This window comes from Hymenobacter latericoloratus (assembly GCF_014199535.1).
GTDB lineage: Bacteria > Bacteroidota > Bacteroidia > Cytophagales > Hymenobacteraceae > Hymenobacter > Hymenobacter latericoloratus.
In genome coordinates this window covers 258,065-283,740 of record NZ_JACHNV010000003.1, presented here as the reverse complement: position 1 = coordinate 283,740, position 25,676 = coordinate 258,065, and the positions used below count along the sequence as shown (strand labels likewise).

The 25,676-nt window shown below is 60.7% G+C and carries 23 protein-coding genes and 1 pseudogene; 15 read left to right on the top strand and 9 right to left on the bottom strand.

The features are described 5' to 3' along the window. Positions 1-61: 61 nt before the first annotated feature. The gene (locus GGU46_RS11660) at positions 62-688 is read left to right on the top strand and encodes an AlbA family DNA-binding domain-containing protein (RefSeq protein WP_183403717.1); all 627 of its coding nucleotides are present in this window, start codon (positions 62-64) and stop codon (positions 686-688) included. Here GGU46_RS11660 and GGU46_RS11655 read toward each other — a convergent pair. Together GGU46_RS11655 and GGU46_RS11650 are read right to left on the bottom strand one after the other, a co-directional pair. Next, entirely contained in the window at positions 676-1,089 is a 414-nt protein-coding gene (locus tag GGU46_RS11655) for a VOC family protein (RefSeq protein ID WP_183403716.1), read from the bottom strand. The two genes, GGU46_RS11660 and GGU46_RS11655, sit on opposite strands and share 13 nt — an antisense overlap. 262 nt (positions 1,090-1,351) lie before the next feature. Beyond that, positions 1,352-1,888, bottom strand: a complete 537-nt coding sequence (locus tag GGU46_RS11650; RefSeq protein WP_183403715.1) for a DinB family protein — start codon at positions 1,886-1,888, stop codon at positions 1,352-1,354. Positions 1,889-2,017: 129 nt separating this feature from the next. On the opposite strand from GGU46_RS11650, the gene GGU46_RS11645 reads away from it, so the two are divergent. From GGU46_RS11645 to GGU46_RS11625, 5 genes and pseudogenes are all read left to right on the top strand, one after another. Beyond that, positions 2,018-2,587: a YdcF family protein gene (locus GGU46_RS11645; RefSeq protein ID WP_183403714.1), complete on the top strand. Its 570-nt coding sequence runs from the start codon at positions 2,018-2,020 to the stop codon at positions 2,585-2,587. 324 nt (positions 2,588-2,911) lie between these two features. Further along, positions 2,912-3,010, top strand: a pseudogene (locus GGU46_RS22600) (YkvA family protein); the annotation flags it as partial. 347 nt (positions 3,011-3,357) lie between these two features. Further along, entirely contained in the window at positions 3,358-5,619 is a 2,262-nt protein-coding gene (locus GGU46_RS11635) for a S46 family peptidase (RefSeq protein WP_183403712.1), read from the top strand. Positions 5,620-5,711: 92 nt separating this feature from the next. Next, positions 5,712-6,563, top strand: a complete 852-nt coding sequence (locus tag GGU46_RS11630) for a hypothetical protein (RefSeq protein ID WP_183403711.1) — start codon at positions 5,712-5,714, stop codon at positions 6,561-6,563. Positions 6,564-6,644: 81 nt separating this feature from the next. Then, complete coding sequence (locus GGU46_RS11625) at positions 6,645-7,919, top strand: metal-dependent hydrolase family protein (protein WP_317171908.1); 1,275 nt, start codon at positions 6,645-6,647, stop codon at positions 7,917-7,919. Between the two features lie 100 nt (positions 7,920-8,019). Here GGU46_RS11625 and GGU46_RS11620 read toward each other — a convergent pair whose 3' ends face one another. Next, positions 8,020-8,778, bottom strand: coding sequence for a glycosyltransferase family 2 protein (locus GGU46_RS11620; RefSeq protein ID WP_183403710.1), 759 nt, complete (start codon positions 8,776-8,778; stop codon positions 8,020-8,022). A 99-nt stretch (positions 8,779-8,877) separates the two neighbouring features. Here GGU46_RS11620 and GGU46_RS11615 point away from each other — a divergent pair, with 99 nt between their 5' ends. Next, a complete protein-coding gene (locus GGU46_RS11615) occupies positions 8,878-9,177 on the top strand; it encodes a hypothetical protein (protein WP_183403709.1) in 300 nt (99 codons plus the stop codon). Between the two features lie 95 nt (positions 9,178-9,272). After that, positions 9,273-10,121 (top strand): LysM peptidoglycan-binding domain-containing protein, encoded by an 849-nt coding sequence (locus tag GGU46_RS11610; protein ID WP_183403708.1) that lies wholly within the window; start codon positions 9,273-9,275, stop codon positions 10,119-10,121. A 171-nt stretch (positions 10,122-10,292) separates the two neighbouring features. Here the strand turns inward: GGU46_RS11610 and GGU46_RS11605 are convergent, their stop codons facing one another. After that, positions 10,293-11,174 (bottom strand): SDR family oxidoreductase, encoded by an 882-nt coding sequence (locus GGU46_RS11605; protein WP_183403707.1) that lies wholly within the window; start codon positions 11,172-11,174, stop codon positions 10,293-10,295. 46 nt (positions 11,175-11,220) lie between these two features. Then, complete coding sequence (locus GGU46_RS11600; RefSeq protein ID WP_183403706.1) at positions 11,221-11,610, bottom strand: hypothetical protein; 390 nt, start codon at positions 11,608-11,610, stop codon at positions 11,221-11,223. Positions 11,611-11,712: 102 nt separating this feature from the next. Here GGU46_RS11600 and GGU46_RS11595 point away from each other — a divergent pair, with 102 nt between their 5' ends. The 3 genes from GGU46_RS11595 (at position 11,713) to GGU46_RS11585 (ending at position 14,740) form a co-directional block, all read left to right on the top strand. Continuing rightward, positions 11,713-12,558, top strand: coding sequence for an NAD(P)H-binding protein (locus GGU46_RS11595; RefSeq protein WP_183403705.1), 846 nt, complete (start codon positions 11,713-11,715; stop codon positions 12,556-12,558). 45 nt (positions 12,559-12,603) lie between these two features. Next, a complete protein-coding gene (locus GGU46_RS11590; protein ID WP_317171906.1) occupies positions 12,604-13,851 on the top strand; it encodes a BaiN/RdsA family NAD(P)/FAD-dependent oxidoreductase in 1,248 nt (415 codons plus the stop codon). Positions 13,852-14,293: 442 nt separating this feature from the next. Then, on the top strand, positions 14,294-14,740 hold the full coding sequence (locus tag GGU46_RS11585; protein ID WP_183403704.1) for a PA2169 family four-helix-bundle protein: 447 nt from the start codon (positions 14,294-14,296) through the stop codon (positions 14,738-14,740). A gap of 181 nt (positions 14,741-14,921) precedes the next feature. Here GGU46_RS11585 and GGU46_RS11580 read toward each other — a convergent pair whose 3' ends face one another. After that, a complete protein-coding gene (locus GGU46_RS11580) occupies positions 14,922-16,865 on the bottom strand; it encodes a DEAD/DEAH box helicase (RefSeq protein ID WP_183403703.1) in 1,944 nt (647 codons plus the stop codon). 391 nt (positions 16,866-17,256) lie between these two features. After that, positions 17,257-17,448: a cold-shock protein gene (locus GGU46_RS11575; protein ID WP_110980085.1), complete on the bottom strand. Its 192-nt coding sequence runs from the start codon at positions 17,446-17,448 to the stop codon at positions 17,257-17,259. Between the two features lie 318 nt (positions 17,449-17,766). On the opposite strand from GGU46_RS11575, the gene GGU46_RS11570 reads away from it, so the two are divergent. From GGU46_RS11570 to GGU46_RS11555, 4 genes are all read left to right on the top strand, one after another. Beyond that, entirely contained in the window at positions 17,767-18,186 is a 420-nt protein-coding gene (locus GGU46_RS11570) for an acyl-CoA thioesterase (RefSeq protein ID WP_183403702.1), read from the top strand. Positions 18,187-18,222: 36 nt separating this feature from the next. Beyond that, positions 18,223-18,963, top strand: coding sequence for a hypothetical protein (locus GGU46_RS11565; RefSeq protein ID WP_183403701.1), 741 nt, complete (start codon positions 18,223-18,225; stop codon positions 18,961-18,963). 29 nt (positions 18,964-18,992) lie between these two features. Beyond that, entirely contained in the window at positions 18,993-22,442 is a 3,450-nt protein-coding gene (locus tag GGU46_RS11560) for a UvrD-helicase domain-containing protein (protein ID WP_215906336.1), read from the top strand. Between the two features lie 66 nt (positions 22,443-22,508). Beyond that, positions 22,509-23,774: a TCR/Tet family MFS transporter gene (locus GGU46_RS11555; protein WP_183403699.1), complete on the top strand. Its 1,266-nt coding sequence runs from the start codon at positions 22,509-22,511 to the stop codon at positions 23,772-23,774. 83 nt (positions 23,775-23,857) lie between these two features. On the opposite strand, the gene GGU46_RS11550 is transcribed toward GGU46_RS11555, so the two are convergent. Together GGU46_RS11550 and GGU46_RS11545 are read right to left on the bottom strand one after the other, a co-directional pair. Beyond that, a complete protein-coding gene (locus tag GGU46_RS11550; RefSeq protein WP_183403698.1) occupies positions 23,858-24,361 on the bottom strand; it encodes a vitamin K epoxide reductase family protein in 504 nt (167 codons plus the stop codon). An 84-nt stretch (positions 24,362-24,445) separates the two neighbouring features. Then, positions 24,446-25,669, bottom strand: coding sequence for a hypothetical protein (locus GGU46_RS11545; RefSeq protein ID WP_184094023.1), 1,224 nt, complete (start codon positions 25,667-25,669; stop codon positions 24,446-24,448). Between the last annotated feature and the right edge of the window lie 7 nt (positions 25,670-25,676).

The window sequence follows — 25,676 nt, the reverse complement described above, 5'->3', positions numbered from 1 at the left end:
TGCTGCAGCGTTAAAGAAGTACCAATTTCCTACCCCCTACGTCGGGCTAAACCTTCTCAACATGACTGATTTGCAGGAACTGATTCGGCAGGGCGAAGGTGAGCGGCTGGAGTTCAAGAAGCGGACTACCCACCCGACCCGCATTGCCCGCACCCTGGCCTCATTGGCCAATACGCACGGCGGCCGGGTGCTGGTGGGCGTGGATGACGACGGCCGGATTGTGGGCGTGCGCGATGCGGAAGAAGAACTATTTCAGCTGCGCGAAGCCGCCCGGCACTACATCGACCCGCCCCTGGAGCTGCGGTTTCGGGAGGTGGAGCACGATGACCGGGTAGTGCTGGTAGTGACGGTGGCGGAAAGCGCCCACAAACCTCACCGCGCCCAGGTAGCCGAGGGCGACTGGCGCGCCTACGTGCGCGTGCGCGACGAAAGCGTGCAAACCAGTCAGCTCACCGAAAAAGTGCTGGAGCGCACCGACCCTACCCCTCAGTTTGAGCGCATTCCGCTGAACAGGGAAGAACTGGCCGTGCTGGACTACCTCCAGAAAAACCCGCGCATTACGCTGGCCCAGTACATGAAGCTGCTCAACATCGGGCAGCGCCGGGCTTACCGCACCCTCATCAAGCTTACCCTACACGGCTACATCAAGCACCACGACAAGCAGAAAGAGGTGTACTACACGCTCTGACCGGAAGCCGGCTCAAGCAAGTCCCACAGGTTGCCATACAAGTCCGCGAATACCAGCACTCGGCCGTAGGGTTCGGTTGCGGGTGGGCGCACAATGGATACGCCCGCCGCGAGCAGCTGCTGATAATCCCGCGCCAGGTTATCGGTGTAAAGAAACAGAGCTACGCGGCCTCCGGTCTGGTTGCCCACCCGCGTAGCTTGCTCAGGAGTACTGGCGCGGGCCAGCAGCAGCTCAGTGCCACCGGTTACGCCACGGGGCGCCACCCGGACCCAGCGTTTGCCGGAGCCCAGATCGGTGTCTTCTATCAGCCGGAAGTGCAGCTTTTGCGTGTAAAAAGCAATGGCCTCATCGTAGTCGGCTACTACCAGGGTAAGCAGCGCAATTCGCTGGTTTGCACGCATGTATATGGCATTTGTAGAAAGCAAAAACAGCCTGGGTAATTCTACCCAGGCTGCCTTCCATGCTACTCTTGTTTGCGGGCGCGAGCGGCTTTCTTTTCATCCTTCGCGGCCTTTTTTTCTTTGTCCGTCTTTGTTGACTCTTTCTTTTTCTCTTTGCGGGCGTCTTGTGCTTTTGCCATGGTGGTAGGGATGATGAGAGGAAGGATTCTGGTACTTTAACGCGCCCGTTCGGGCCGGTGTTGTACGCCGGTGAAAGTACGAATTACTTCAGCAGTGGCAGGTAGCGCTCTTGTAACAGGGTAAGGTGGTGGGCTTCGTGGCCGGCCGTCATGTAGGCCAGGGCGCGCACACTCACCGGAAACGTGCTGGCCGTGCCCAGCCGCTCGTAGGCCTCCGGCCGGAACGAGCCGAACAGGCTGAGGGTAGCGGCGCGCACCGCATCATACTCAGCCAGAATATCTTCCAGCGGCCGTTCATCGGCGTCGGAGGCGGGCACGTAGGCGTCCTGGTCGAAGCCGGGCAAAGGCTGCTGGTCGCCGCGGGCGATGCGCAGGGCCCGGTAGGCGAAGATGCGCTCCGTATCGAGCACATGCACTAGGCTTTCCTTGATACTCCACTTGCCGGGCGCATAGCGCAGGCGGGCTTGCTCGTCGGTGAGGCCGTGGAGCAGCTGCTTCAGGGTAGCGGGTTGCTCCCGCAGCTGCTGCAATGGGTCGTGGCCCGCCGGAATCAGGCGAACGTAGGTTTCGTAGAAGGGCGCGTACTCAGTGGCAGCGGGGCGGGTGGTGAGGTGGCTCATGCCGGCGAAGCTACAGGAAAGCAGTAGTTTTCCGAGCAGATAGTACAGATTGGCAGATGCTACCTGATTCTGGTGTTTTGCTACCCCCGCTCAGCTCGCAAAGCCTCTTCCCCTCCATTTTACCGGCACATGTCCACGGTTAAACGTCGCGTACTCACGGGTCTGACTTTATTACTCGGCTGGCTTATCATACACAGCGCGGTGGTTACGGTTGATGGCCTCACCGATGATGTGCAGCCGGTTGACTGTTTGATTGTGCTGGGCAACACGGTTAATCCGGATGGCAGCTTATCTGCTCGCCTGCAGGCCCGGCTGGATAAGGCCCTGGAACTGTACCGCCAGGGAGTCAGCCCGCTGATTCTGGTGAGCGGAGGCTTGGGCAAGGAGGGCCATTATGAAGGCACTGTGATGCAGCGCTACCTGGTGGCGCAGGGCGTACCCAACCAGGTTATTCTTATTGATAACGAAGGCAATACCACGCAAGCTACCGCCCGCAATTACGCCCGCCTAGCCCGGCAGCGGCACTTACGCTCGGCCCTGGTCGTGTCGCAGTTCTTTCATCTCAGCCGCACCAAGCTGCTCCTGCGGAAGCAAGGTGTGCCGGTAGTACACGCGGCGCACGCCACCTACTACGAGTGGCGCGATGCGTACGCCCTGCTCCGGGAATCTTTCGCCTATTACGCCTACCTGCTCGGCTGAGGCCGCTAGTGGGCAACACGGGGCCGGCAGCAAGCGTAGAGGAAGCACACTTCTTATCACCCCGTTCTTATGGCCTCTCTCGTAGAAAAAGGTATTTCAATTTCCAAAAACGCCCTGTTTAGTGTCTTCCTCAACCGTGCCGGCAAATTGCTGGGCCGCCCGTTTAAGGTAGTAATGGTACTGAACGAAGTGGCCAACAAGCTCGCCAGCAAGGAAAGCAAAGACAACAAGTTCAAGCAACTCTTCGACGTAGCCTACACCGTGGTCCGGCTGGTGCGCAACTACGTGAGCGGCAACTACCGCCAGATTGAAACCGGTACCATTGTGTCGGCGCTGGGCGTGCTGCTCTACACCCTTTCCCCGGTTGATTTAGTGCCCGACTTCATTCCGGTGGTAGGCTTCCTGGATGATTTGGCCCTGCTGAGCTGGTTTGTGGATAGCTTCCAGGGCGAAATCACCCGCTTCCGGGAGTGGGAGCAAACCCACGCCTCCGAAAAAACCGACGACATTCCGGCCGCTGCCGCCCAGCCCGCCTACGCCGCCTCGAACACCAATGCCGAAAACGCCCCGGCCGTGGCCGAAATGGGTCATTCGTAAGCACTACGGCAGGTACGCCCTACCCCTCTGGCCCTACCTCAACCCCAAGGTTGAGGTAGGGCTTTTTCGTGGAAAATTGCCGATAAAAGCTCTTGTCGGGCCCTGCAAGCAGCCGGTTCGCTATTTTTGCGTCATCCTTTTGCTGACCACCCAGCAGCATAACTTCTTTCCCTATGCGCGTACGCTCCCGGCTGGCTTTGCTGGCCCTTACCCTCCTTTCCTGCCTGCCCCAGGCCCGCGCCGATGAAGGCATGTGGCTGCCGCTGCTACTCAAGCAGCTCAACGAGGCCGACATGCAGAAAAAAGGCCTCAAGCTCACGGCCGAGCAGATTTACTCCATCAACCAGGGTAGCCTCAAGGACGCCGTGGTACAGTTCGGCGGGGGCTGCACCGGCGAAATCATCAGCGACCAGGGCCTGCTCCTGACCAACCACCACTGCGGCTACAGCCAGATTCAGAGCCACTCTTCCGTCGAGAAAGACTACCTCACGAAGGGCTACTGGGCCATGAACCGGGAGCAGGAGCTGCCCAACCCCGGCCTGACGGCTACCTTTATCGTGCGCATGGAAGACGTGACCAGCCAGGTGCTGGCGGGCGTGCCTACCAAAGGCATTGTGGAGGCTGAGCGCGAGAAACTGGTGCAGGTAAACAGCCAGCGCGTGGCCCAGGCCGCCGTGCAGGGCACTGGCTACCAGGCCTTCGTGCGGCCCATGTTCAATGGCAACGAATACTATCTGTTCGTGACGGAAGTGTTCCAGGACATCCGGCTGGTAGGCGCGCCGCCGAGCAGCATCGGCAAGTTTGGGGGCGACACCGACAACTGGGCCTGGCCCCGCCACACCGGCGACTTCAGCATCTTCCGCATCTACGCTGGCCCCGACAACAAACCCGCCCCCTACTCTCCCGATAACAAGCCCTTCAAGCCCCGCCACCACCTGCCCATTTCCCTGAGCGGCGTGCAGCCCGGCGACTTCACCCTGGTGTTCGGTTTCCCCGGTCGCACCAACGAGTACCTGACCTCCTGGGGCGTTGATGAAACCTATTCGCTGTCGAACCCGGCTAAAATCAAGGTGCGCGACGCCAAGCTGAAAGTGCTGGATGCCGACATGAAGGCCTCCGACAAGGTGCGCATTCAGTACGCGGCCAAGTACGCCAGCATTGCTAACTACTGGAAAAAGTGGATTGGCGAAACCCGGGGCCTGAAAAAGCTGGACGCCGTGCGCGTGAAGCAGCAGCAGGAAGCTCAGTTCCAGCAGTGGGCCGAAAGTGGTGACGAGGCCCGTCGCGCGGCCTTTGCCGGCCTCCTGCCCGAGCTGCGTCAACACTACGCCACCGTCCGCGACTACACCCTGGCCCGCGACTACGTGACGGAAGCTGCCCTGGGTGTGGAGCTGATGACCTACGCCAACAGCCTGCTGCCTTTGCTGGATATGGCTGATAAAAAAGTCCCGCTGGAAGAGCTGGCCGCCGCCGCCGAAAAAACCCGGAAAGGCTCCGTGGGCTTCTTCCGCAACTACAGCGCCCCCACCGACCAGAAGGTGGCTGCCGCCCTCCTACCCCTCTACGCCAACGGAACCCCGGCCGCCCTGCTGCCCGCCTACGTCAAGAACCTGCAGAAGCAGTACGCTACCACCGGCTGGTCGGCCTACGCGGCCCAGCTCTACAGCAAGTCGCGCCTGACCACGCAGGAATCGGCTTACGCGGTGCTCGATGAGGTAGCAAAAGGCAACGTGACCAACCTGCGCAACGACCCCGCCGTGCAACTGGCCCAGGCCATCGTGACCACCTACCGCCAGCAAGTACTACCCACCTACACGGCCGCTACCGACAACATTGCCCTGCTTCAGCGCACGTACGTGGCCGGCCTGCGCCTGCAGCAGCCGGAGCGCAAGTTCTACCCCGATGCCAACTCCACCCTGCGCGTGGCTTATGGCCAGGTAGCCGGCTACCAGCCCGCCGACGGCACCCAGTACGACTTCTACACCACCCTCGACGGCATTATGGAGAAGGCTGACCCCACCAACCCCGAGTTTGAAGTGCCCGCCCGCCTCGCCGAGCTGTACAAAAACAAGGGTTTCGGCCCCTACGCCTACAAAGGCACCGTACCCGTTGCCTTTATTGCCACCAACCACACCACCGGCGGCAACTCCGGCTCACCCGTCATCAACGGCCGCGGGGAGCTGATCGGCACCAACTTCGACCGGAACTGGGAAGGCACCATGTCCGACATCATGTTCAACCCCGACCGGGTGCGCAACATCACCCTCGACGTGCGCTACATGCTCTTCGTAGTCGATAAATTCGCCGGTGCCGGTCACCTCGTCCGGGAAATGACCCTGGTCGGCGGCCCGGGCAGCGAGGCCGCTACCCCCGAGAACGGCAAGAAACTGGAGAAGATTAAAGTGAAGCGCAAGCCCGCCAAGGAGAAGGCCTAGCATCTTTTTCTTAGCACATACAAACGACGCCCGCCGGAATTCATACCTTCCGGCGGGCGTCGCATTTAACGCCATTTGCACTTTATTCTTCTATGAAATATCCTCTTTTAGCTGCAACGCTACTGAGCATCTGCGTGGGTCAGCAGGCCGGCGCACAAACAACTAAGCAACAGGCACTAGGACAAGAAATCATGCGCGAGGGCTTGGCCTTGTACGAGTCGGAACGAGCCTCGTGGGTAGCAACGGACTTGCTGCTGGCTAGCAAGCCGGACATGAGTACGCTTGGAGGCTACTTCTCCTACGCCGATGGTGACTCACTCCGAACCGTTTTCGTGAGAAGAAATGCTACTCCTGGCCCTCTCACAGTTGCATATAGTTTCAGCTTTCCTCGTGTAGCAATTGAACCAGCTAAGGCCCGGCAGCAAGGACTTCGAAAAGCCTCGGCTCGGGAGCAAAAGCTATACGCACTGCGCGAAGCTGTTGAAGAGGAGCTTGAATCAGGGCGGGTTGCGCGAGCAGCCTATCAGTTCCCCGAAAACACTCGTCCTAATATCATCTTATCAGACCAGGGGCTTACCCCGCGGGCGTACGTGCTGGTAGGCCCTCAGGAAGGAGGCGTTCTTCCTATCGGCAATGATTTTCTGATGCAGTTTACAGCGGTGGGGAAACTGCAGAAAGTAGAGCGCCTGCACAATAGCTACTTAGGTATGCGCTTGCCCGAAGGCTCTCAAACCGTTCGTGCGGGTATGCACAGTCACCTGCCGGCTCACCCATACATTACGCCCACAGATATTTGTTCTCTGCTGCTCTACAAAGATTCTTTTCCCGCTCCCCAGCACATTGTTATGGGTCGGGAGTACGTTTCGGTCTTGGATATTGAGAAGCAACAGTTGACCTTTTTGACCCATAAGGAGTTCGATAAAATCTATCGAAGCGGAAAATAAGTTTGTCCGTCTGCGCGAAGGGTCACCGTAGTTTTAGCGCATCGCTCGTTCCTTCTGATCCCATTTCTTATTTTGTTCTCTGTGCGCCTGCTTTGCCTTACCGGCCTTTTACTAAGTAGCCTAGTCACTACTGCACAGCCTACCTCACCTACGCCTACCCCCGCCCTCCTGCTTCGGCCCGCCGCCGTGTTCGACGGGGAAACCCTGCACGTGGGCTGGGCCGTGCTGACGGAAGGCGACAAAATCAAAGCCGTGGGGCCCGCTGCCCAGATTCCGGCTCCGGCTGGTGCCCGCACCGTGGAGCTGCCGGGCCTGACCTTGCTGCCGGGCCTCATCGAGGGCCACTCCCACCTACTGCTCCACCCCTATAATGAAACCAGCTGGAACGACCAGGTGCTGCAGGAATCGGAGGCGCTGCGGGTGGCCCGGGCCACGGCTCACGCCCGCCGGACGCTGGAAGCGGGCTTCACGACCGTGCGCGACCTGGGCAGCGAGGGCGCCGGCTACGCCGATGTGGGCCTTAAGCAAGCCATTGACCGGGGCCTGATTCCGGGGCCGCGCATGGTGGTGGCAACCCGGGCCCTGGTAGCTACCGGCTCTTACGGCCCCAAGCTGCTTTCGGGCTTCGAGGTGCCCCAGGGTGCCCAGGAGGCCGATGGTGTGGACGGCATCATCCGGGCCGTGCGCGAGCAGATCGGTAAAGGCGCCGACGTGATTAAGGTGTACGCCGACTACCGCTGGGGTCCCAACGAGCCCAGCCGACCCACTTTCACCCAGGACGAGCTAAACCTGCTAGTGCAAACCGCCCGCAGCGCCGGCCGCCCGGTAGTGGCCCACGCCAGCACGCCCGAAGGCATGCGCCGCGCTACCCTGGCCGGGGTGCAAACCATTGAGCACGGCGACGCGGGCACGCCCGAAATCTTCAAGCTCATGAAGCAGCGGAGGGTAGCCCTCTGCCCCACCGTGGCCGCCGGCGACGCTACCTCCCAGTACCGGGGCTGGCGCAAAGGCCAGGACCCTGAACCCGAGCGCATTCAGCAGAAAAAGCAGACGGTAAAAGCCGCCCTGCAAAGCGGCGTAGAGTTGGCCATTGGCGGCGATGTCGGCGTTTTCGCCCACGGCGACAACCTGCGCGAAGCCGAGCTGCTGGTGCAGGAGTATGGCTTCACGTCTCTGCAAACCCTGCGCGGCCTCACCGCCGGCAACGCCCGCATCTTCCAGCTACCCGACCGGGGTAGCATCCGGCCCGGCCTGCTCGCCGACCTGATAGCCGTAGCCGGCGACCCGACTAAAGACATCAAGGCCTTGCGGCAGATACGGTTGGTGGTGAAAGGCGGGGTAGTAGCGAAGGAGTAAAAACGGGTCATTCCGAGCGGGAGCAAGGAATCTGGATTGACCTCTTGCGTGGACCCAGATTCCTTGCTCCCGCTCGGAATGACATTTATCGAGTGCCTGCTCACGGCCGTTCAATACCCAGCTCCCGGAGCTGCGCGGCGTATTTATCATAAATCACCCGCAGGTCCTGGCCGTGCTTGTCGGCATCGACGCCGATGCTAACGTTGCTGGTGTGGAAGCGGTGCAGGTGGCTGATGTGGGGGCAGATAACGGGCTGGTGGCCGGCCAGTAGAAACCGCACGTACAGGTCCAGGTCTTCGGCCATTTCAATCTGCTCATCGTAGCCCCCTACCTCTTCAAAAAGCTCGCGGCTGTAGCAGACGTTACCCTGAATAAAGTGCTCGGCCCGGAAAATGGCCCGCAGCATGTCCGTGGGCGAGTCGAACTGCCAGGCGTAGTAATCTTCCCCCGGCAGGTAGCGCCGGTCCTGGTCCACGCGCAGAAAATCGGCCACCAGCCACGGCCGGCCGGGGTGCTGCTCAATCTGCTGGGCGTAGTGCAGCAGGGTGCGCTGCAACAGCAGATCATCGTCGTCGAGGGGCACAATCCAGCCGTCGGCGGGGGCATCCTGCCGGATCAGCAGGTTGCGGGCGGGACCGGGCAGCAGCTTGGTGGCCTGGTGGCGCACCCGCAGCGGTACGCCCTCCTGGGCACTGGCTTCGCGCAACCAATCGGCCGTATCGTCAGTGGAGGCGTTTTCGCAAATGAGGTGGTCAAAGGAGAAATCCAGCGGGGCCGATACGGTGGCCCGTACGCTGGCTACCGCCTCGGGCAGAAAGTCACGGCGGTTGTGGGTCGGGGTGATGACAGAGAAATGCATGGTTCCTATTCCGGCTGGCGACGAAAAAAGTTACAGGCCCCCGTGGTAGTCAACCTTCGTCCCGCAAGTGGCGTTATGGCCGTGTCCGCTGCTTGTTCCATGGCTAAATTCGTTGTTACGCTGCGCCTGCCCGATTTTTTCGATGAGGATTTTATTGCCCTCATTCCGCGTCACCGTGCCTTCATCACCAGTCTGATCGAAGAGAACATTGTGGAATCGTACGCCATCAGCGCCGACCGCACCCGCGGTTGGGTAACCATCAACGGGCTGAATGCGGCTACCGTGAAGGCCGTAGTGGAACAATTTCCGCTGTACCGGTTTTTCCGCGAAGTTGAAATCGACGAGCTGTTTGTGTTCGACAGCACCGCCAGCCGCTTCCCGCGCATCAGTCTTAATTGAGGGGCTGGGGTAGGCTGTAAGCTGGTTTACTGCTTCGGCCCGGTTTCTGCTACCTTGCCCACGCGCTTTTACCCGGTAATTCTCTTACTTTCTGCATGATTCGTTATTTCCGACTTCTTACGGTTGCCGTGCTGGCCCTGGGGGGCATGGCCGCCGTACCAGCCGACCCCAAGCCTACTACCGAACAGCTTATTGCCCGCCTGACGGCATCCATCGAAAACCTGAAAACCCTGCGCTGCAATGTGCGGGCCCAGGAGCGCATTGCGGGCAGCTACCAGCAGGCCCGCACCAGCATGAAAATGGCCTTTAAGCCTTATAAAGTATATCTGCGCAACCAGAAAGGCATTGAGGTGCTGTACGTTACGGGCCAGAACGACGGCGACGCCTGGGTGTACCCCAACAGTTTCCCCTACGTCACGGTCAGCCTCGATCCGCTAGGCAGCCTAATGCGCAAAACCCAGCACCACAGCGTGCTGGACGCCGGCTACGGCACCATTGCCGAGCTGCTGCGCGGCTCCGGGCAGCGCCTGGACCGCAGCTTCGAGAAAAGCTTCCGCTACGCCGGCGACACCACCGTGCAGGGCCGCCCCGCCCACATCCTGCGCGCCGACTACCCCCAGTTCCGCTACGTACCCTACAAGACCACCAAAGCGGAAACGGTAAGCGCCATTGCCGACCGGTTTGGCTGCGGCGAGTACCGCATTCTGGAACGCAACGACCTTACGCCGGGCGCCACGGTACCGGCCGGCCGCACGCTGCAGGTGCCCAACGCCTACGGCCGCCGCGTCATCATCGCCGTGGATCAGAAGATGACCCTACCCCTCGTCATTCAGGTAAACGACGACAAAGGCCTGTTTGAAAAATTCGAGTTCAGCGACATTGTTGCTAACCAACCCATTCCGGCTCAGGAGTTCACCAAGGATTTCAAGGGCTACAAACTCTGACCGCGGATTAAGCGGATTGATGGATTGCGCGGATTTTGGTGATGATTCTGAGAGAGTAGCCACTAAGCGGGGCTTGCCGAATGGCAAGCCCCGCTTAGTAAGTCAAGCATGAATTGATATGGGGCCCGTGACCGGAATCCGCGCAATCTATCAATCCGCTTAATCCGCAATTCAGCGGCGCATGGTTTTTTCGATGTGGTCCCACATATCGGGGGTCAGCAGTTCCAGCTTGTTGAACTCGCCCGCGCCGTTCAGCCACTCCCCGCCATCAAGGGTTACTACCTCGCCGTTCATGTAGGCCGAGAAGTCCGACACCAGGTAGGCAGCCAGGTTGGCCAGCTCCTGGTGGTTGCCTACGCGCTTGAGCGGCACGGAAGCTGCCGGATCGAGCTTCGAAGCCAGCGGCTCGGGGAATAGGCGGCTCCAGGCGCCTTCCGTTGGGAAGGGTCCCGGGGCAATAGCGTTGGAGCGGATGCCGTACTTGGCCCACTCCACGGCCAGGGAACGGGTCAGGGCCAGTACGCCGGCCTTGGCCGTGGCAGATGGCACCACAAAAGCCGAGCCGACGGAGGCGTAGGTGGTTACAATATTGAGGATGGTACCGGGTTTTTTTTCCGCAATCCAGCGCTTGCCGAAAGCCAGGGTGCAGTTGTAGGAACCCTTTAACACAATGTCCACAATTACATCAAAAGCCTTGTGGCTCAGGCGTTCGGTAGGGCTGATGAAGTTCCCGGCCGCATTGTTGAGCAGCACATCTACCCCGCCAAACGTGTCAATGGTTTTCTGAAGCAGGGCCTCCACCTCGTCGTACTTGCGCACGTCGCACTGCACGGCCAGTACGCCCGGGTTGCCGGTTTGCTGGCGCAGCTCCTCGGCGGTTTTCTCCAGCACCTCCAGCTTGCGGGAGCTGATAACCACATTGGCGCCCAGCTGCAGGAAATAGGTAGTCATGGCGCGGCCGAGGCCGGTGCCGCCGCCCGTTACCACAATGGTTTTGCCCTGCAGGGCATTATCACGGAGCATGGGCTGGGCGTAGGGGTGAGTTGAGGACATAGAAATGAGAAAGTTGAAGTGGGAAAATTCTGTTCAGTGCTTCTGCCTACGGCCGGGGCTGGCCTAAGCCGGTTAGGCGGGTAACGGTGCCCTCGGCCACTATCCGGCTACCCTCGCAGTAATGAAAGCTGGTTCCCGGCCAAAGCTTCGGCCGGTGAAAGGACCGGGCGGCAGCAAGCAAGATAGCAACCCGCGCGTGCAGCCACTTATCCACGGGCAGCGGTAGCTCCTGCAGCGAGTTGCCGGTTTCGGGGTCATAGAAATCCGGGTGGAGCCACATGTAGCTGATCAGGGGGCGGTCCTGGGCGTAGCCAAAATCCCAGCGGATGCCATTGCAGGGGAGCAGCTGTCGGCCGCCTTCGTCGGGCCGTAGCAGCCGCACGCGGGCCTCGAAGTCGTCGGGGTGGTCAGGATACAGGCGGTACGGGGAAGTCATAGGTAGTATGCTTGCATACTTGTTGGGCCACAAGGTAACAGTTTGTCCATTCGCAGGAAGTCACCTTGCCCGGGAAAGATTTTTTGCCACCTTTACCCCCACATGACCGACGCTCCATCTCTCGTCTCTCGCCCAACAGTGGCCGTATTGGGTTGCGGCTGGCTTGGGCTGCCGCTGGCCCGCACGCTGGTTGAGGCCGGCTACCGTGTGCACGGCTCTACCACCACCCCCGGCCAGCTGCTGACCTTGCGCGACGCTGGCATCCGGCCGTTTCTGCTCAGCCTCTCCCCCAGCCTTTCGGTGATTGATGCCGATACGCTGCAGGCTCTGCTGCACGGGGCTGAGGTGCTGGTGCTGAACGTGCCACCGAGCCGTGCGGCCGGCAGCCCCGAGGCCTACCCCGCCTTGCTCCAGCCGGTAGCCGAGGCTGCTACCCTGGCCGGGGTCCGGCATGTGCTGCTGGTCAGCTCCACCGGCGTGTACGCCGATGAGCCCCGCATCATGCGCGAATCCGATGCGCAGGCAGCCATTACCGCCGAGGTTCCACTGTTGCAGGCCGAAGCTTTGTTTCAGTCGGAGCAGCACACGGTGGTGCGGCTGGCCGGACTGATTGGGCCGGGCCGCTCCCCGGGCCGCTTCCTGGCGGGCCGGGCCGGGGTGCCGCACGGCGAGGCCCCGGTGAATCTTATTCATTTGCAGGACTGCATCAACTTGCTATCCAGCATTATCGAGCAAGAGCTGTGGGGCTACACCTTCAATGCCAGCGCCGCCACCCACCCCACCCGACGCACCTTCTACACGGCCGCCGCTACCCGCCTCGGGCTGCAGCCGCCTACATTCCTCGAAGAAACAACGGGTGGCAAGCAAATAGATTCCTCCCTGATCCGGGAGCTGACGGGCTACCAGTTCCGGCACGAGGATGTGGTAGCGGCCCTGGAGTATTGCTAAGCGGGCGGCTTCTCTGCCACCCGTACAAGCCGTACCTTTGCCTTCGTGAACGAAGCGAAGAATACAGTGGCCGTGCTGGGGGGCGGAGCAGCCGGCTTTTTCGGGGCCATTGCCTGCGCCGAAGCTAACCCCGCCCTGCGGGTGGTGCTGATTGAGAAAACCTCGAAGCTGCTGAGTAAAGTCCGGATTTCGGGAGGCGGGCGCTGCAACGTGACCCACGCCGCCGAAACCGCCGCCCAGTTGGTGCACCACTACCCCCGCGGGGCCAAGCAACTTAAGGAGCCCTTCAAGCAGTTCGGCGCCCCGGACACGGTGCGGTGGTTTGAGCGCCGCGGCGTACGCCTGAAAACGGAGCCCGACGGCCGCATGTTTCCCACCACCGATTCGTCGGAAACCATTGCCCGCTGCCTGCTGGATGCCGCCCATGCGGCCGGCATCGAAATTCTGCAGCAAACTACTGCCGAGCATATTGAGCCCCTTCCTACGGGGGGCTTTCGGCTGACGCTCACCGGCGCGCATGCCCAGGCCTTGTGCGTAGCCCGCCTGCTGGTGGCCACGGGAGGCGCGCCCAAATTGGAGCAGTACAAGTGGCTGCAGCAACTCGGTCACAGCATTCAGGAGCCGGTACCCAGCCTGTTCACCTTCAACGTGCCCGACTCGCCCTTGCGTGAGCTGCCGGGCGTGAGCGTGCCCCGGGCCCGGGTGCGGGTAAGCGGCGAAAAGCTGGAATACGAAGGGCCTGTGCTGGTGACGCACTGGGGCCTGAGCGGACCGGCCGTGCTCAAGCTTTCGGCCTGGGGGGCCCGCCGCCTCCACGAGCTGCAGTACCAGAGCACAGCCCTCATCAACTGGATTCCCGATTACACCGAGGACACGCTGCGCCAGCATCTGCTGGAATACCGGGAGCTGCACGGCAAAAAAGTGGTGGTCAGTAACCCACTGTTTGGCCTACCCCAGCGCCTCTGGCGCACCCTCGCCGAGCAAGCTGGCATTGGAGCGGAAACGCGCTGGAATGAGCTGCCGGCCAAGCTCCAGAACCGCCTCATTGAAGGCTTGCTCCGTACGGCCCTACCCGTGCGCGGCAAAACAACCTACAAGGATGAGTTTGTGACCTGCGGCGGCATCAGCTTAAGCGAAATCAACATGCAAACCATGGAGAGCCGCCGGGTACCCGGCCTGCACTTTGCCGGCGAAGTGCTTGATGTAGATGGGATTACCGGCGGCTTCAACTTCCAGGCGGCCTGGACAACCGGGTACCTGGCGGGCCGGGCTATGGCTGGGCAGTTGGTGTAAACCGCAGCCTGGCGCCCCAGTTCCGGGAAGCAGCCAGCGGCCCTTAGAGCGCCCACCAGTTGTTCGCCACTACCCACTAAGTCATTATGACGGCTGGGTTAGCAGAGGTTCCGCCCGCTAGTAGAATGACAAGCTTAGCACGGAGAGTGACGTGTTCAGTGAATCCCGTGGCCAGATGGGCCGCTGAGTAGATTGGATTTTACAAAACCGGCTATATACCGTTTCTTTTATTTGCCTTTGCCTTCATTCCCTGAATGACCAGGGCAAACATTCCATATCTGGTAAGTATAGCTCCTGCCGGGCACACTCTATCTCTATCCGCAGCGGGGCCCACCTGTAGTTTCGCCCTTGATCCATTTAGTACTTCTTGCAACTTGATTTGGGTTTTGTCAGTAAAGAAAGGCACAACTACCTTTCCTTAACACCCAAATCTACTCTCCTCATGGAAGCCAACGAAACCCAGGCCCTGCTCAAAGAAATTGTTCAAACGCTGAAAGACGGTGAAAAAGGCTACTCCGAAGCCCTCACCGACGTAGAAGATCAGGACCTGAAGGAAGTGTTCAAGAAGTACGCCGTGCAGCGCGACGGTTACCTTACGGAAATTGAAGACCAACTGCATCAGCTCAATATTAAGGTGGAAGAGGAAAGCTCGCTAACGGGCACCCTGCACCGGGTTTTCATCAACCTGAAGGCGGCCATTACCAGCAAAAGCCGGGAGAGCATTCTCAACGAATGCGAACGGGGCGAAGACTACGCCGTGAAAGCCTACCAGACGGCGCTTAAGGCAGAAGGGCTGCCCGGTCAGCTGAAGTCTATTCTTGAGAAGCAATACCAAGGCATTCAGCAAGGCCACGACGAAATCAAAGCCCTGCGCAACGCTTCTAAATAAGCTCAAAGATTTTGCGGGTTGAGGGGCAGTTTTCAACCCGCGGCCAGGCTGCATTTTAACCCAGCCTCAAACAGAAACGGCCACGTGATACCACGTGGCTGTTTCTGTTTGAGGCTGGGTTGAGTGGAAGCTAATTGCCTGAAATCTGACCAGTTAGCTTTCACTCACCAGAATCTAGGGCTTACTCGTCGAAGCCGCCGTTGTCGCGCTTGCCTTTGTAGCCGCCACCGTAGCTGCCGCCACCGCGGTTACCACCGTAGCTGCCACCTTCCCGACGGTCGCCCCCGTAGGAGCCGCCGCGGTTGCCGCCGTAAGAGCCACCGCCCCGGTTGCCACCGTAGCCACCTTCGCGCCGGTCGCCGCCGCCGAAGCCGCCCCGGTTACCGCCATAGGAGCCGCCACGGTTGCCGCCAAAGCCGCCTTCCCGCCGGTCGCCACCGAAGCCACCCGGACCCCGACGAGGACGGTCGCCGCCGAAGCCGCCGCGGTTGCCGCCTTCCTGTTGAGCGTCGCCCTCTTGGCGGGGGGTAGCAATATTGAAGGCTACCGGCCGGCCCTGAATGGTGCTGCGGCCCAACTGGCTCACTACCTCCTCCACAAACTCGTTCGGCACTTCCACGAAGCTAAACTTGTCATACAGAGCAATGTCGCCTACTTTACCGGCGGTGAGGCTGGTGTTCTCGGCAATCAGGTCCACGATGTCGCGGGGGTGCAGCCGGTCCTTTTTGCCCATGGTCACGAACAGGCGCGTGAAGCCGGGGCGGGCCGCTCCCTGGGTGCGGCTGGCGTCGAGGCTTTCCTGGGCGCGCTTGTCTTCCTTCATCGTCATTTTCAGCAGGGCGGCTGCTACGTCCAGGGACGTGATGCCATCCTCCTGGTCCTGATCGATGAGGCGCTGCACGCGGGCAATGTACTTGTCGAGGTTGCCCTTCTCAATTACTTCCTTGATGGAGCCCAGCATGAGCGTGGTTTTCACCTCCGACACATCTTCGAAGGACGGTACGCGCTCCTGTTTGATGGTGGCCTTGGTGAAGCGCATGATGTCGCGCAGCTTGTAGATGTCGCGGCCACTCACGAAGGTGAAGGCTTTGCCCTGCTTGCCGGCGCGGCCGGTACGGCCAATGCGGTGTACGTAGTATTCCTCGTCGGCGGGCAGGTCGTAGTTTACTACTACCTCCACGTTGTCCACGTCGATGCCGCGGGCGGCTACGTCGGTGGCTACGAGAATTTCCAGGGTGCCTTTGCGGAATTTATCGAGCGTGTTCTGGCGCTGCTGCTGGCCCATGTCGCCGTGCAGGCCTTCGGCAAAGTAGCCTTTGGCTTGCAGGTCACCCACAATCTCGTCCACCATGCGCTTCGTGTTGGCGAAGACGATGCCCGACTTGATGTTGTACATGTCGATGAGGCGGGTCAGCACGTCTTTTTTCTGGGGGCCGCGCACCTCAAAGTAGGCCTGCTCGATGTTGGTAACCGTCATTTCCTGATGGTTTACCTTCACGATCTGAGGCTCGGTCTGGTAGCGCTTGGTCAGCTCCATGATGGGCTTGCTCATGGTAGCGGAGAAGAACACCGTCTGGCGCTCTTCGGGCATCTGCTTGAGCACCGTTTCGATGTCGTCGCGGAAGCCCATGTCCAGCATTTCATCGGCCTCATCCAGGATGATCATCTTGCAGGCGTCCAGCTTCAGGGTGCCGCGCTCGATGTGGTCCATAACGCGGCCGGGCGTACCAATTACAATCTGCACGCCGCGCTCCAGGGCGCGGAACTGCCGGTCGTAAGAAGAGCCGCCGTAAATCGGCACTACCGAGAGGCCGCGCTTGTACTTGCCCAGCTTCTGAATTTCGCCGGAAACCTGCACGGCCAGCTCGCGGGTAGGGCACAGCACCAGGGCCTGCACCTCCCGCGAGTCGGTATCAATCAGCTCAATGGCGGGGATGGAGAAGGCGGCGGTTTTACCGGTGCCCGTTTGGGCCTGTCCGATTACGTCGCGGCCGGAGAGCAGCACGGGAATGGCGCCGGCCTGAATGGGCGAGGCTTCCTCGTAGCCCACTTCCGAGATGGCGCGCTGCATTTCTTCAGAGAGGGTCAGCTCACTGAATTTCATTTTTTCCTTTTCGTTTTCCATGTCTGTGTTGATGGAGTGGAGACTGTAGCTCTGAAAACAGCGGATTCAGCGACGCTCTTCTCCCACTCAACACAACGACAAGTGACGGAAGCAACGGACGGAAGATAAAGCCGGCCCAACAGGTTTCTTACAGGCAGCTCTTAAGCTGCGCGGAACGTGGCCGTTCTCAAATGCGGGTGCAAAGCTACGCAGAAATAATGAAAAAGGCCAGCCATGGCATAAGATCATCCGGGGCGCAGTACACCAAAGCCTGGGCAACTACCCCCGGTCGGCGGCCGGGCAGCTTGCCATTTCCTACCCCCTGCCCCGGCCCCAACTCCTGGCAGGGCATAAAAAAAGCAGGCTCTTCAGGAGCCTGCTTTTCTAAAGATATCCGGGGAAGGATGCTGGACTAAGCCAGTTTCACTTTCACGGCGTTCGGGCCTTTGCGGCCTTGAGCAATTTCAAATTCCACTTTGTCTTTGTCGCGGATTTCGTCGATGCACTCGGTTACGTGCACGAATACGTCTTCGCCGGTTTCGTCAACTTTGATGAAGCCGAAACCTTTGGTTTCGTTGAAGAATTTTACAGTTCCTGTCTGCATGGTACTGGTGATGATGGATGTTTTGTTAGGAAAGCGCACTCAACTCTGCTTTCCCTCCCTTACGGAAGTACTCAACAGGACGGTGAAACCGCGTTTTCTTATTCTGCTCAAATATACACGGATATTTTAGATGTGGAATACCTTATGCACGAAGAAATACTACGCGCACAGGCAAGCGCATCTTCCCCGTTCAGCAGCCAAGTATCTTTTTATCAACTTACTACAACCTGACCAGCTCACGCATTTCGGCTTTTATTTTGTCGGAAGCCCGCCTGTATTGGCGTTCGTGTTCGGGCGCGCCTGGTACATTTGTGCTCCATGGAAACACCTTCTGCCGCCGCCTTTCGCTTTTCCCGCCTCCTCACGGTTCAGCCCCAGGACATCGACGAGCTAAACCACGTGAACAACGTGCAGTACGTGCGCTGGGTGCAAGATACGGCCGGGGCCCACTGGCTGACGGCCTACCCCCCCGGCGAGCGGGAACAGTATATCTGGGTGGTGCGCGAGCACCGGGTGCAGTACCGCCACCCGGCCCTGCTGGGCGAGGAGCTGCGCTGTACTACCTGGATTGGGGAAGTGCGCGGGGCCCAGTGCCAGCGCTTTGTGCGCATCGAGCGGGCCCAAGATGGCAAGCTGCTCTGCGAGGCGGAAACTCAGTGGGTGCTGCTTGACCCTGCCACCAAACGGCCCGTGCGGATAGAAGCGGACGTGGTGGCGCGGCTGTGGGGGCCGGTGTAGATTGGGTTGGCTCTACGACTTCTTCCTACCTTAGATATGCACTTCATCTCTTATTTCACTTCCGGCTTTATGCGCGCACTTTCTACCCTACTAACAGCCGGCTGGCTGGCCGGCTGCAGCTACGCCAAATCAAATCAGCAGGTGCTGGTATCTGACGACTGTGGCATGAGCTGGAGCCAGATTCCGGCGGGAGACGCCGTGCCCAAGGGGGCTATGAATCCGTGCTATATGAAGGTGGTTATCCCCAATTTCCCGATGCAAGGCGACAGTAAGTTTGTAACCAATCTAAAGGACCGGGTTCGCGCCTCCGTGCACATCGACTACGATTATTCGATTACCAAGCCGCTGGCTTTCATCCGGCAAGCCAAATACCTGGGCAAAGCCAACGCCCAGGCAGACAGCAACGAGGCCCTCAGCCCGGCCGCGTTTGAAGGCGCGGAAAATATGGTGATTGACAAGCGAATCCGCGACGTAAGCAAAGCCTTATTCCTGACAGAAGATATTGTGGAGCTGGACCAGGCTGAAATTGAGAACAGCCTGCTGGTGCAGTCGAACAAGGCGCTGGAGCCACTGGGGGTACACCTGAATTTCATCACGCTCACCTTCGACCTGGACGAGCAAACCCGGCAGGCCATTGACGTTTCCACGGCCATGAAGATTTACGAGAGCCGTAACCTGGCCGAAGTTGGCAAGCAGGTTATGATTCAGCGGGCCGGTGCCAACAGAATAGTTGTCGAAAACCAGATTCCGGTGACTACTCCGGAGAAAGAAGATTAGTCTTTCGATGCGTGGAGGCGGGTATCTACTTGATTATCCGTCTTCTACCCCCTGTCAATACCCCAATGCCCGCCACCTTCCGCATTTACTCCTCTTCCGCCGGCTCCGGCAAAACCTATCAGCTCACCAAGGAATATCTGAAGCTGGCGCTGGGTACGGATGACGCCTCGTACTTCAAGCGGATTCTGGCCATTACGTTCACCAACGATGCGGCCGGCGAGATGAAGCAGCGCATCATCGGGGCCCTGCGCCGGTTTGCCCAACTGCCGGAAGGCCAAACCGACCCGCTGCTGACCGATATTGCCGAGGAACTAGCCGCCGAGGGGCAACTGGCCTACCTCCCTACCCCCCCGGAGCGGCAGCAAGTGCTGCGGGAGCGGGCAGCGCGCACCTTTAGGCTGGTACTTTACCACTACGCCGATTTCGCGGTCAGCACCATCGACTCCTTTGTGCAGCGCATCGTGACGGCCTTTACCCGGGAGCTGGGCCTGCCCGCCACCTTTGAGGTAGAGCTGGACAGCGCCACCGTGCTGCAGAGCGCCGTGGCCCTGCTGCTGGACCGCGTGAACCGCGACCCGAACGCCCGGCTGCTCTCCCGCACCATTTCCGATTTTGCCCTGAGCAAGGCCGAGGAAGGCCGCAGCTGGAACAACCTGCCCGAAGAGCTGGTGGAATTCGGGCAGTTCCTGCTCAGCGAGCCGGTGCACGAGGCCGTAGAGCAACTGCAGAAGCTGAGTATGCAGGACTACCGCCGCCTGCACGAGGCCCTGCGTCAGCGCAAAGCCGAGATTGAGGATGCCTTCCGCCAGGTAGCGCAGGTAGCCCAGGAGGCCGTGGACACGGCTGGCGTAACCGACTCGGACCTCTACCAGGGCCGCAGCGGCTTGCTGGGCTACCTCACCAAGTGGGAAGAACGTTTGCAGCCCGAAAAAGAGGCCAACTCCTACGTGCGGGCCACCGTGGAGCAGGACAAGTGGTACAGCGGCAAGGTGAAAACCGCCGCCGACAAGGCCCGCGTGGACGCCGTGAAGCCGGCCCTGCTCTCGGCCTACGAGCTGGTGGAAAAGCTCCGCGCGACGCTGCTGCCCGATTACCTGCTGGTGACGGGCATGCTACCCTACCTGTTTCAGGTAAGCCTGCTGAGCGAGCTGAGCAAATCGGTGGATCAGTTGAGCCGCGACCGGGGGGTAGTGCTGATTGCCGAGTTCAACCGCCGCATTGCCCAGATTGTGCTGCGCGAGCCGGTGCCGTTTCTGTATGAGCGCATGGGCGAAAAGTATCTGCATCTGCTGATTGATGAGTTTCAGGACACCTCCGTGCTGCAGTGGAACAACCTGCTGCCGCTGGTAGAAAATGCCGTGGCCGGCGGGCAGCTCAGCCTGGCCGTGGGCGACGCCAAACAAGCCATTTACCGCTGGCGGGGTGGCGAAATGGAGCAGATTCTGCGTCTGCACCAGAACCAGACCCAGCACCTGTATAACAAGGCCGCCGACGAAGAATTGCGCGACTTGCTGGCCCTGCGCTACCAAACCCTCGACCCGAGCCTGGAGGCGGCCAGCCTGAACACCAACTACCGCTCGGCCCCGGCCATCATCGGGTTCAATAACGCTTTTTTTACTCACGTCAGTGCCACCCATGAGGCCCTGCCCCTGGTGCAGGGCATTTATGATGCGGCCTTTGTGCAGCGGGGCCCGGAGTCGGCATCAGCTCAGGCCGGAGGCCACGTGGAGCTGCTGTTCACGGAGGACGAGGCCCCGGCCTGCCGCTACGATGCGGCCCTGGGCACCTACACGCCGGCGCTGCTGCCGGGCTACCTCACGGGCCAGACGCTGGATTATACCGAAAGCACCCTCTACCTCACGCTGCAGCTGGTGGAAAAAGCCCTGGCCGATGGCTTCCGCCTGCAGGACGTGGCCGTGCTCTGCCGCCGCCGCGACCAAAGCCGCCGGGTAGCCAAGTTTCTGAAAGAGCGGGGCTACGATATTATTTCGGCCGACTCTCTGTCATTAGAGTTTGCGGAGGTTGTGAACCTGCTGGTGGCCTTGTTTCGGGTGCTCAACCAGCCCGCCGACACGCTGGCCCGGGCCGAGGCTCTGCTGCTCGTTGACAGGGTAGTACGCCACCAGGCCCCTACCCCCGAGCGGGCCCGCAAGTGGTCGGCGCTGGCCAACCACGAGTCGGCGCGGCCGTTTTTTGATGAGCTGCGCGCCCTGGGCTACGACGTGCAGGAGCAGGAAACCGGCAACCTGGGCCTCTACGAGCTGACCGAGCGCCTGATTGGGCTGTTTGGGCTGCTGCGCCGGGAAGCGGAACAGGAGTATCTCTTCCGGTTTCTGGACTTGACCCTGGAGTATAGCCTGCGCTTTGGCAATAACCTCAACAACTTCCTGACTTACTGGGACCAGCGCAAAAGCAGCCTCAGCATCAACGCCCCCGCCGGCCGCGACGCCATTACCATCACGACGGTGCACAAAGCCAAGGGCCTCGACTACGGCGTGGTGATTGTACCCTTCGCCGACTGGTCGCTGAAACCGTACATGGGCACCTTGCTGTGGGGCCGCCTGGCCGATGCGGCCGCCAAGCCGCTGGCCCAGATGCCGGCCGTGGTGGTGCTACCACAAACCCAGGCCCTGCTGCACACGCCGCTGGCCGGCCAGTACACCGAGGAGGTTGAAAAAACGTTTCTGGAAGGCCTGAACATGTTGTATGTGGCCTTTACCCGACCCCGGCACCGCCTCTATGCCATTAGCCGCAAGCCCCGGCCGGTGAAAGCCGCGAAGGACGTCGACGCCCCTACCCCGCCCGAGCCGGCCAAAACCGTAGCCGAGCTGCTGCACCGCTACCTGCTGAGCACCGGCCACTGGCACGACGAGCAGATGGCCTACGTGCTGGCCGACGCCCAGGGCTTCGTGCCTGCATTCAAAACCCAGGAAGCTCCTACCGATAACTCCCTACCCCTTCATAATCTGACCAGTACGCCCTGGGAGGAACGCCTGCGCCTGAAGCAGCACGCCAACACGGTGTTCGACTTTAATGACCAGCAGGCCCAGCGCGAGTGGAACCGTAAGCTGCACTACGCCCTGCGCCGGGTGAAGCGCGCCTCGGAGATTGATCGGGTGGCGGCGCAACTGGTGGCCGAGGGCCTGGTGAGTACCCGCGAGCGGCCGGAGCTGCTGCGCCGCTTGCACGAGGTAACGAAGCACCCCCGAATGGCCCACTACTTTAGCGCCCAGGTAGAGGCCGAGGCCGAGCGGGAAATTCTGGTGGGCGGCACGCGCAAGCAGGACTACAAGCCCGACCGCATCGTGTTTGAAACCACCGGCCGCCTGGTTACGCTCATCGACTTTAAGGCGCCTCCGCCCGAACCGCACCACCGCCAGCCCCTGCAGCGTTACGCCCAACTGTTCCGGCAGCTCGGCTACGAGCAGGTGCGGTGCGTGCTGTACTATTTTGATACGCAGGAAGTCGTGGAGTTTTAGGCGGCACCCAGCGCCATTGGGCTTCCGGAAAACTTACCTTTGCCGCTCGCCCTACCCCTCGTTCTCATGGCAACACCCCGCAAGGCCGCGCTTGGCTTCATCTTCCTGACGCTGCTGCTGGATGTAATCGGCATTGGCATCATCGTACCCGTCATTCCGGCCCTGATCCGCAGCCTGACCGGCGGCACCATCAGCGACGCGGCCCGGATTGGCGGTTGGCTGGTGTTTGCCTTTGCCGTGATGCAGTTTCTGTTTTCGCCCGTACTGGGCAACCTCTCCGACCGGTATGGGCGGCGGCCGGTGCTGCTGCTTTCCCTGCTGGGTTTCGGCCTCGATTATCTGCTGGTAGCCTTTGCCCCCAGCATCGGGTGGCTGTTTGCGGGCCGCCTCATTGCGGGCGTGATGGGGGCCAGCTTCACCACGGCCTCCGCCTACATCGCCGACATCAGCACCCCGGAAACCCGGGCCCAAAACTTCGGTATGATCGGGGCGGCCTTTGGCCTGGGCTTCATCATCGGGCCGGCTTTGGGCGGGATATTGGGCAAATATGGGCACCAGGTGCCGTTTCTGGCGGCGGCGGGTATCACGCTGCTCAACGTGGTATACGGCTATTTTGTGCTGCCGGAATCGTTGCCGCAAGACAAGCGGCGGCCGTTTGAGTGGGCACGGGCCAACCCCATCGGCTCCCTGCAGATGCTGCGGCGCTACCCCGTTATTACCGGGCTGGTGGCCTCGCTGCTGCTGCTGTACGTGGCGGCCCACGCCACCCAGTCCACATGGTCGTACTACGTCATCGAGAAGTTTAAATGGAATGAAGATTGGGTAGGCTACTCCCTGGGAGCCCTGGGCCTGCTGGTGGCCATCGTGCAGGGTTTGCTGATCCGGCGCATCAACCCGAAGCTGGGCCCGAAACGCTCGGTTTTTCTGGGCATGCTGCTGTACGCGGTGGGCTTCGTGCTGTTCGCTTTTGCTTCTGAGGGCTGGATGATGTTTGCCTTCCTGGTACCCTACTGCCTGGGCGGTATTGCGGGCCCAGCCCTACAGGGCATCATCTCGGGGCAGGTGCCGGCCAACGAGCAAGGCGAGCTGCAGGGCGCCTTAACCAGCCTGATGAGCCTGACCTCCATCGTGGGCCCACCCCTGATGACCAACCTGTTTTCCTACTACACCGGCCCCAAAGCGCCTCTGTATTTTCCCGGGGCCCCGTTCATTCTGGGTGCGGTGCTTATTCTGGTGAGCTTGCTGCTGCTGGTTCGGTCCCTGGCCTCGTACGTGGCTCCCGCTCCGCAGGACGCTGCTGCTGCCGAGCCCGTGGTAAGTGCCGGGCATTAGAATATTTCCAGATGGTTACAGGCACACAAAAGGGCCCGTGCTGTAGTAGCACGGGCCCTTTTGCTTTATCAACAAACCAAAGCCTAGCGCTTGCCCAGCAGCTTCTTCAGGCCCTTCAGGGCTTCGGGCATGGCCAGGACCACGGAGGCTATAGAAACGACGGTGGCTACCTGGCAGTAGAAGCATAAGGCCTTGTTCTCCTGCCATTCCTCCCTACCCAGCTTTACGGTGGTAACCGTATCGAACAGGGTTTTCAGGCCCATGGCTACGGGCAGCAGGGGCTGCTGGGCGGCGCGGTTCATGCCGCCGGCCCCGGCCAGCGTGGCCGTGAGGCCATAGGTCATAATCATGGGCAGGGCATCGGGCGTATCCAGGCGTTTGTAGGCGTAGTCCGAGGCATCAACCTTGTCGGAGTCAAACACGTCCAGGGGTGGATCGGGCAGGTGCTTGATGATGCCGGTTTGGTAGAGGCTGACCATCTGGCCGGCCGCTACGCCCACCAGGGAGAGGCCGATAATCCAGCGGCGGCGTTTGAGGTCGGCGCTTTTGCCGTGGCGAAGCTCCAGGCTGAGTTGGGTAGGATCCATCAGAAAAGAATAGCAGGTGGTTGGTGCTACCGGGTTACGTGCGCTGGAGGGGGTAGGGTTAAGGAGGAGCTTGGCACCGGGTAGCTACCCGGCCGTTTTCACCCGCCGGTAGCGCAGCTGCTCCGGGTGGTTTTTCTCAGCATAGAACTCAAAGCGAGCGTCTTCCACCTCAATAAAGAACCGAATTTCCGAAGGGCGGGCCGGGGGTTGAAACCGAGTCATTTGCCTAAATTTTACTTCCTGCGTGGCCTCCGGGTTCTGCCCGGGCAGCAGGCGCAGCCCGCGCTCCGAGTCCAGCAGGTAGTAGGTATTAGTAGCGGGCACGTAGGCGCGGGGCACAGAATACCCGAGGTTGCTGGCAAAACCCTCGTACCGGAACTGCGCCAATTGCCTACCCTGCAGGTTCAGCACGAAGGCATTAGGCTGGGCACGCATGCCGGGTGGCACCTGCCACTCCATGCTTTCCGGGTTGCCGAGACTGTCGTTTGTCACGACGTACTCCCCGTATTGATAGATAGTGAGCAGGGTACTATCGGAGAGGAAACGGGCCAGCACGAGGTCGGCGTGCGGTTTTTGCAGGGGTAGCGGCGGGTGGCCCGCGCGCAGGAGCTTGCCGCAGGTGATAAAGGCGCCGCCGCGCGGGGCGGGCAGCGGGTCGCAGTCGGCGCTACCTTCCCCGAACTCGTTGCCAGCCGACATTTCCAGAACCTTCCCTTGCCGATTCAGCAGGTAGAAAATGTAGCTACCCACGTCGCTGCCCGGAATCCCGATTTCCTGCCAGAACGCCAATCCACCCAGCTCCGGATAATAGCCCAGAAACCGGGGCGGCGTCGGCTCGCTCACCACCACAATATCGGCCCCGGCCACTTGGTAGAAATCCGGCTTCTGGAATTCTTTGCGCAGCACGGGCTGGCCCGCCGGCGTGCTCAGCGCAATGCGGTAGTAGCCCGTGGGGCCCTCCACCAGCCGGTTGCGGGCGAAGTTGCTGTCAGCCGCCAGGGCCGGCCCCACAATGCCGCCGGTGGCAATGCGCAGCATGCGGGCCGAGTCGGCGGTAGCGCTCAGGCGCAGGCGGTACGGCTTCCCATCTATAAGGAAAGTAGTGTCGGTGGTGGCCCTGCCCGGCAGGGTTCGGCTTAGCCAATCGGTGGTGTTGGGAGCGGGCGGCGCCGGTGCGGCAACGGCTTCGGCTTCTACCGGGTTTGGCGTGTTGGGTGGGGTAGTAACTTGCTCGGTGGGTGTGGAGGGCTGGCAGGCGGTAGCAAGTGCCAAGCTCAAAAACAGAAAGCGCCACAAGAAGTGAGGCATAGATAGT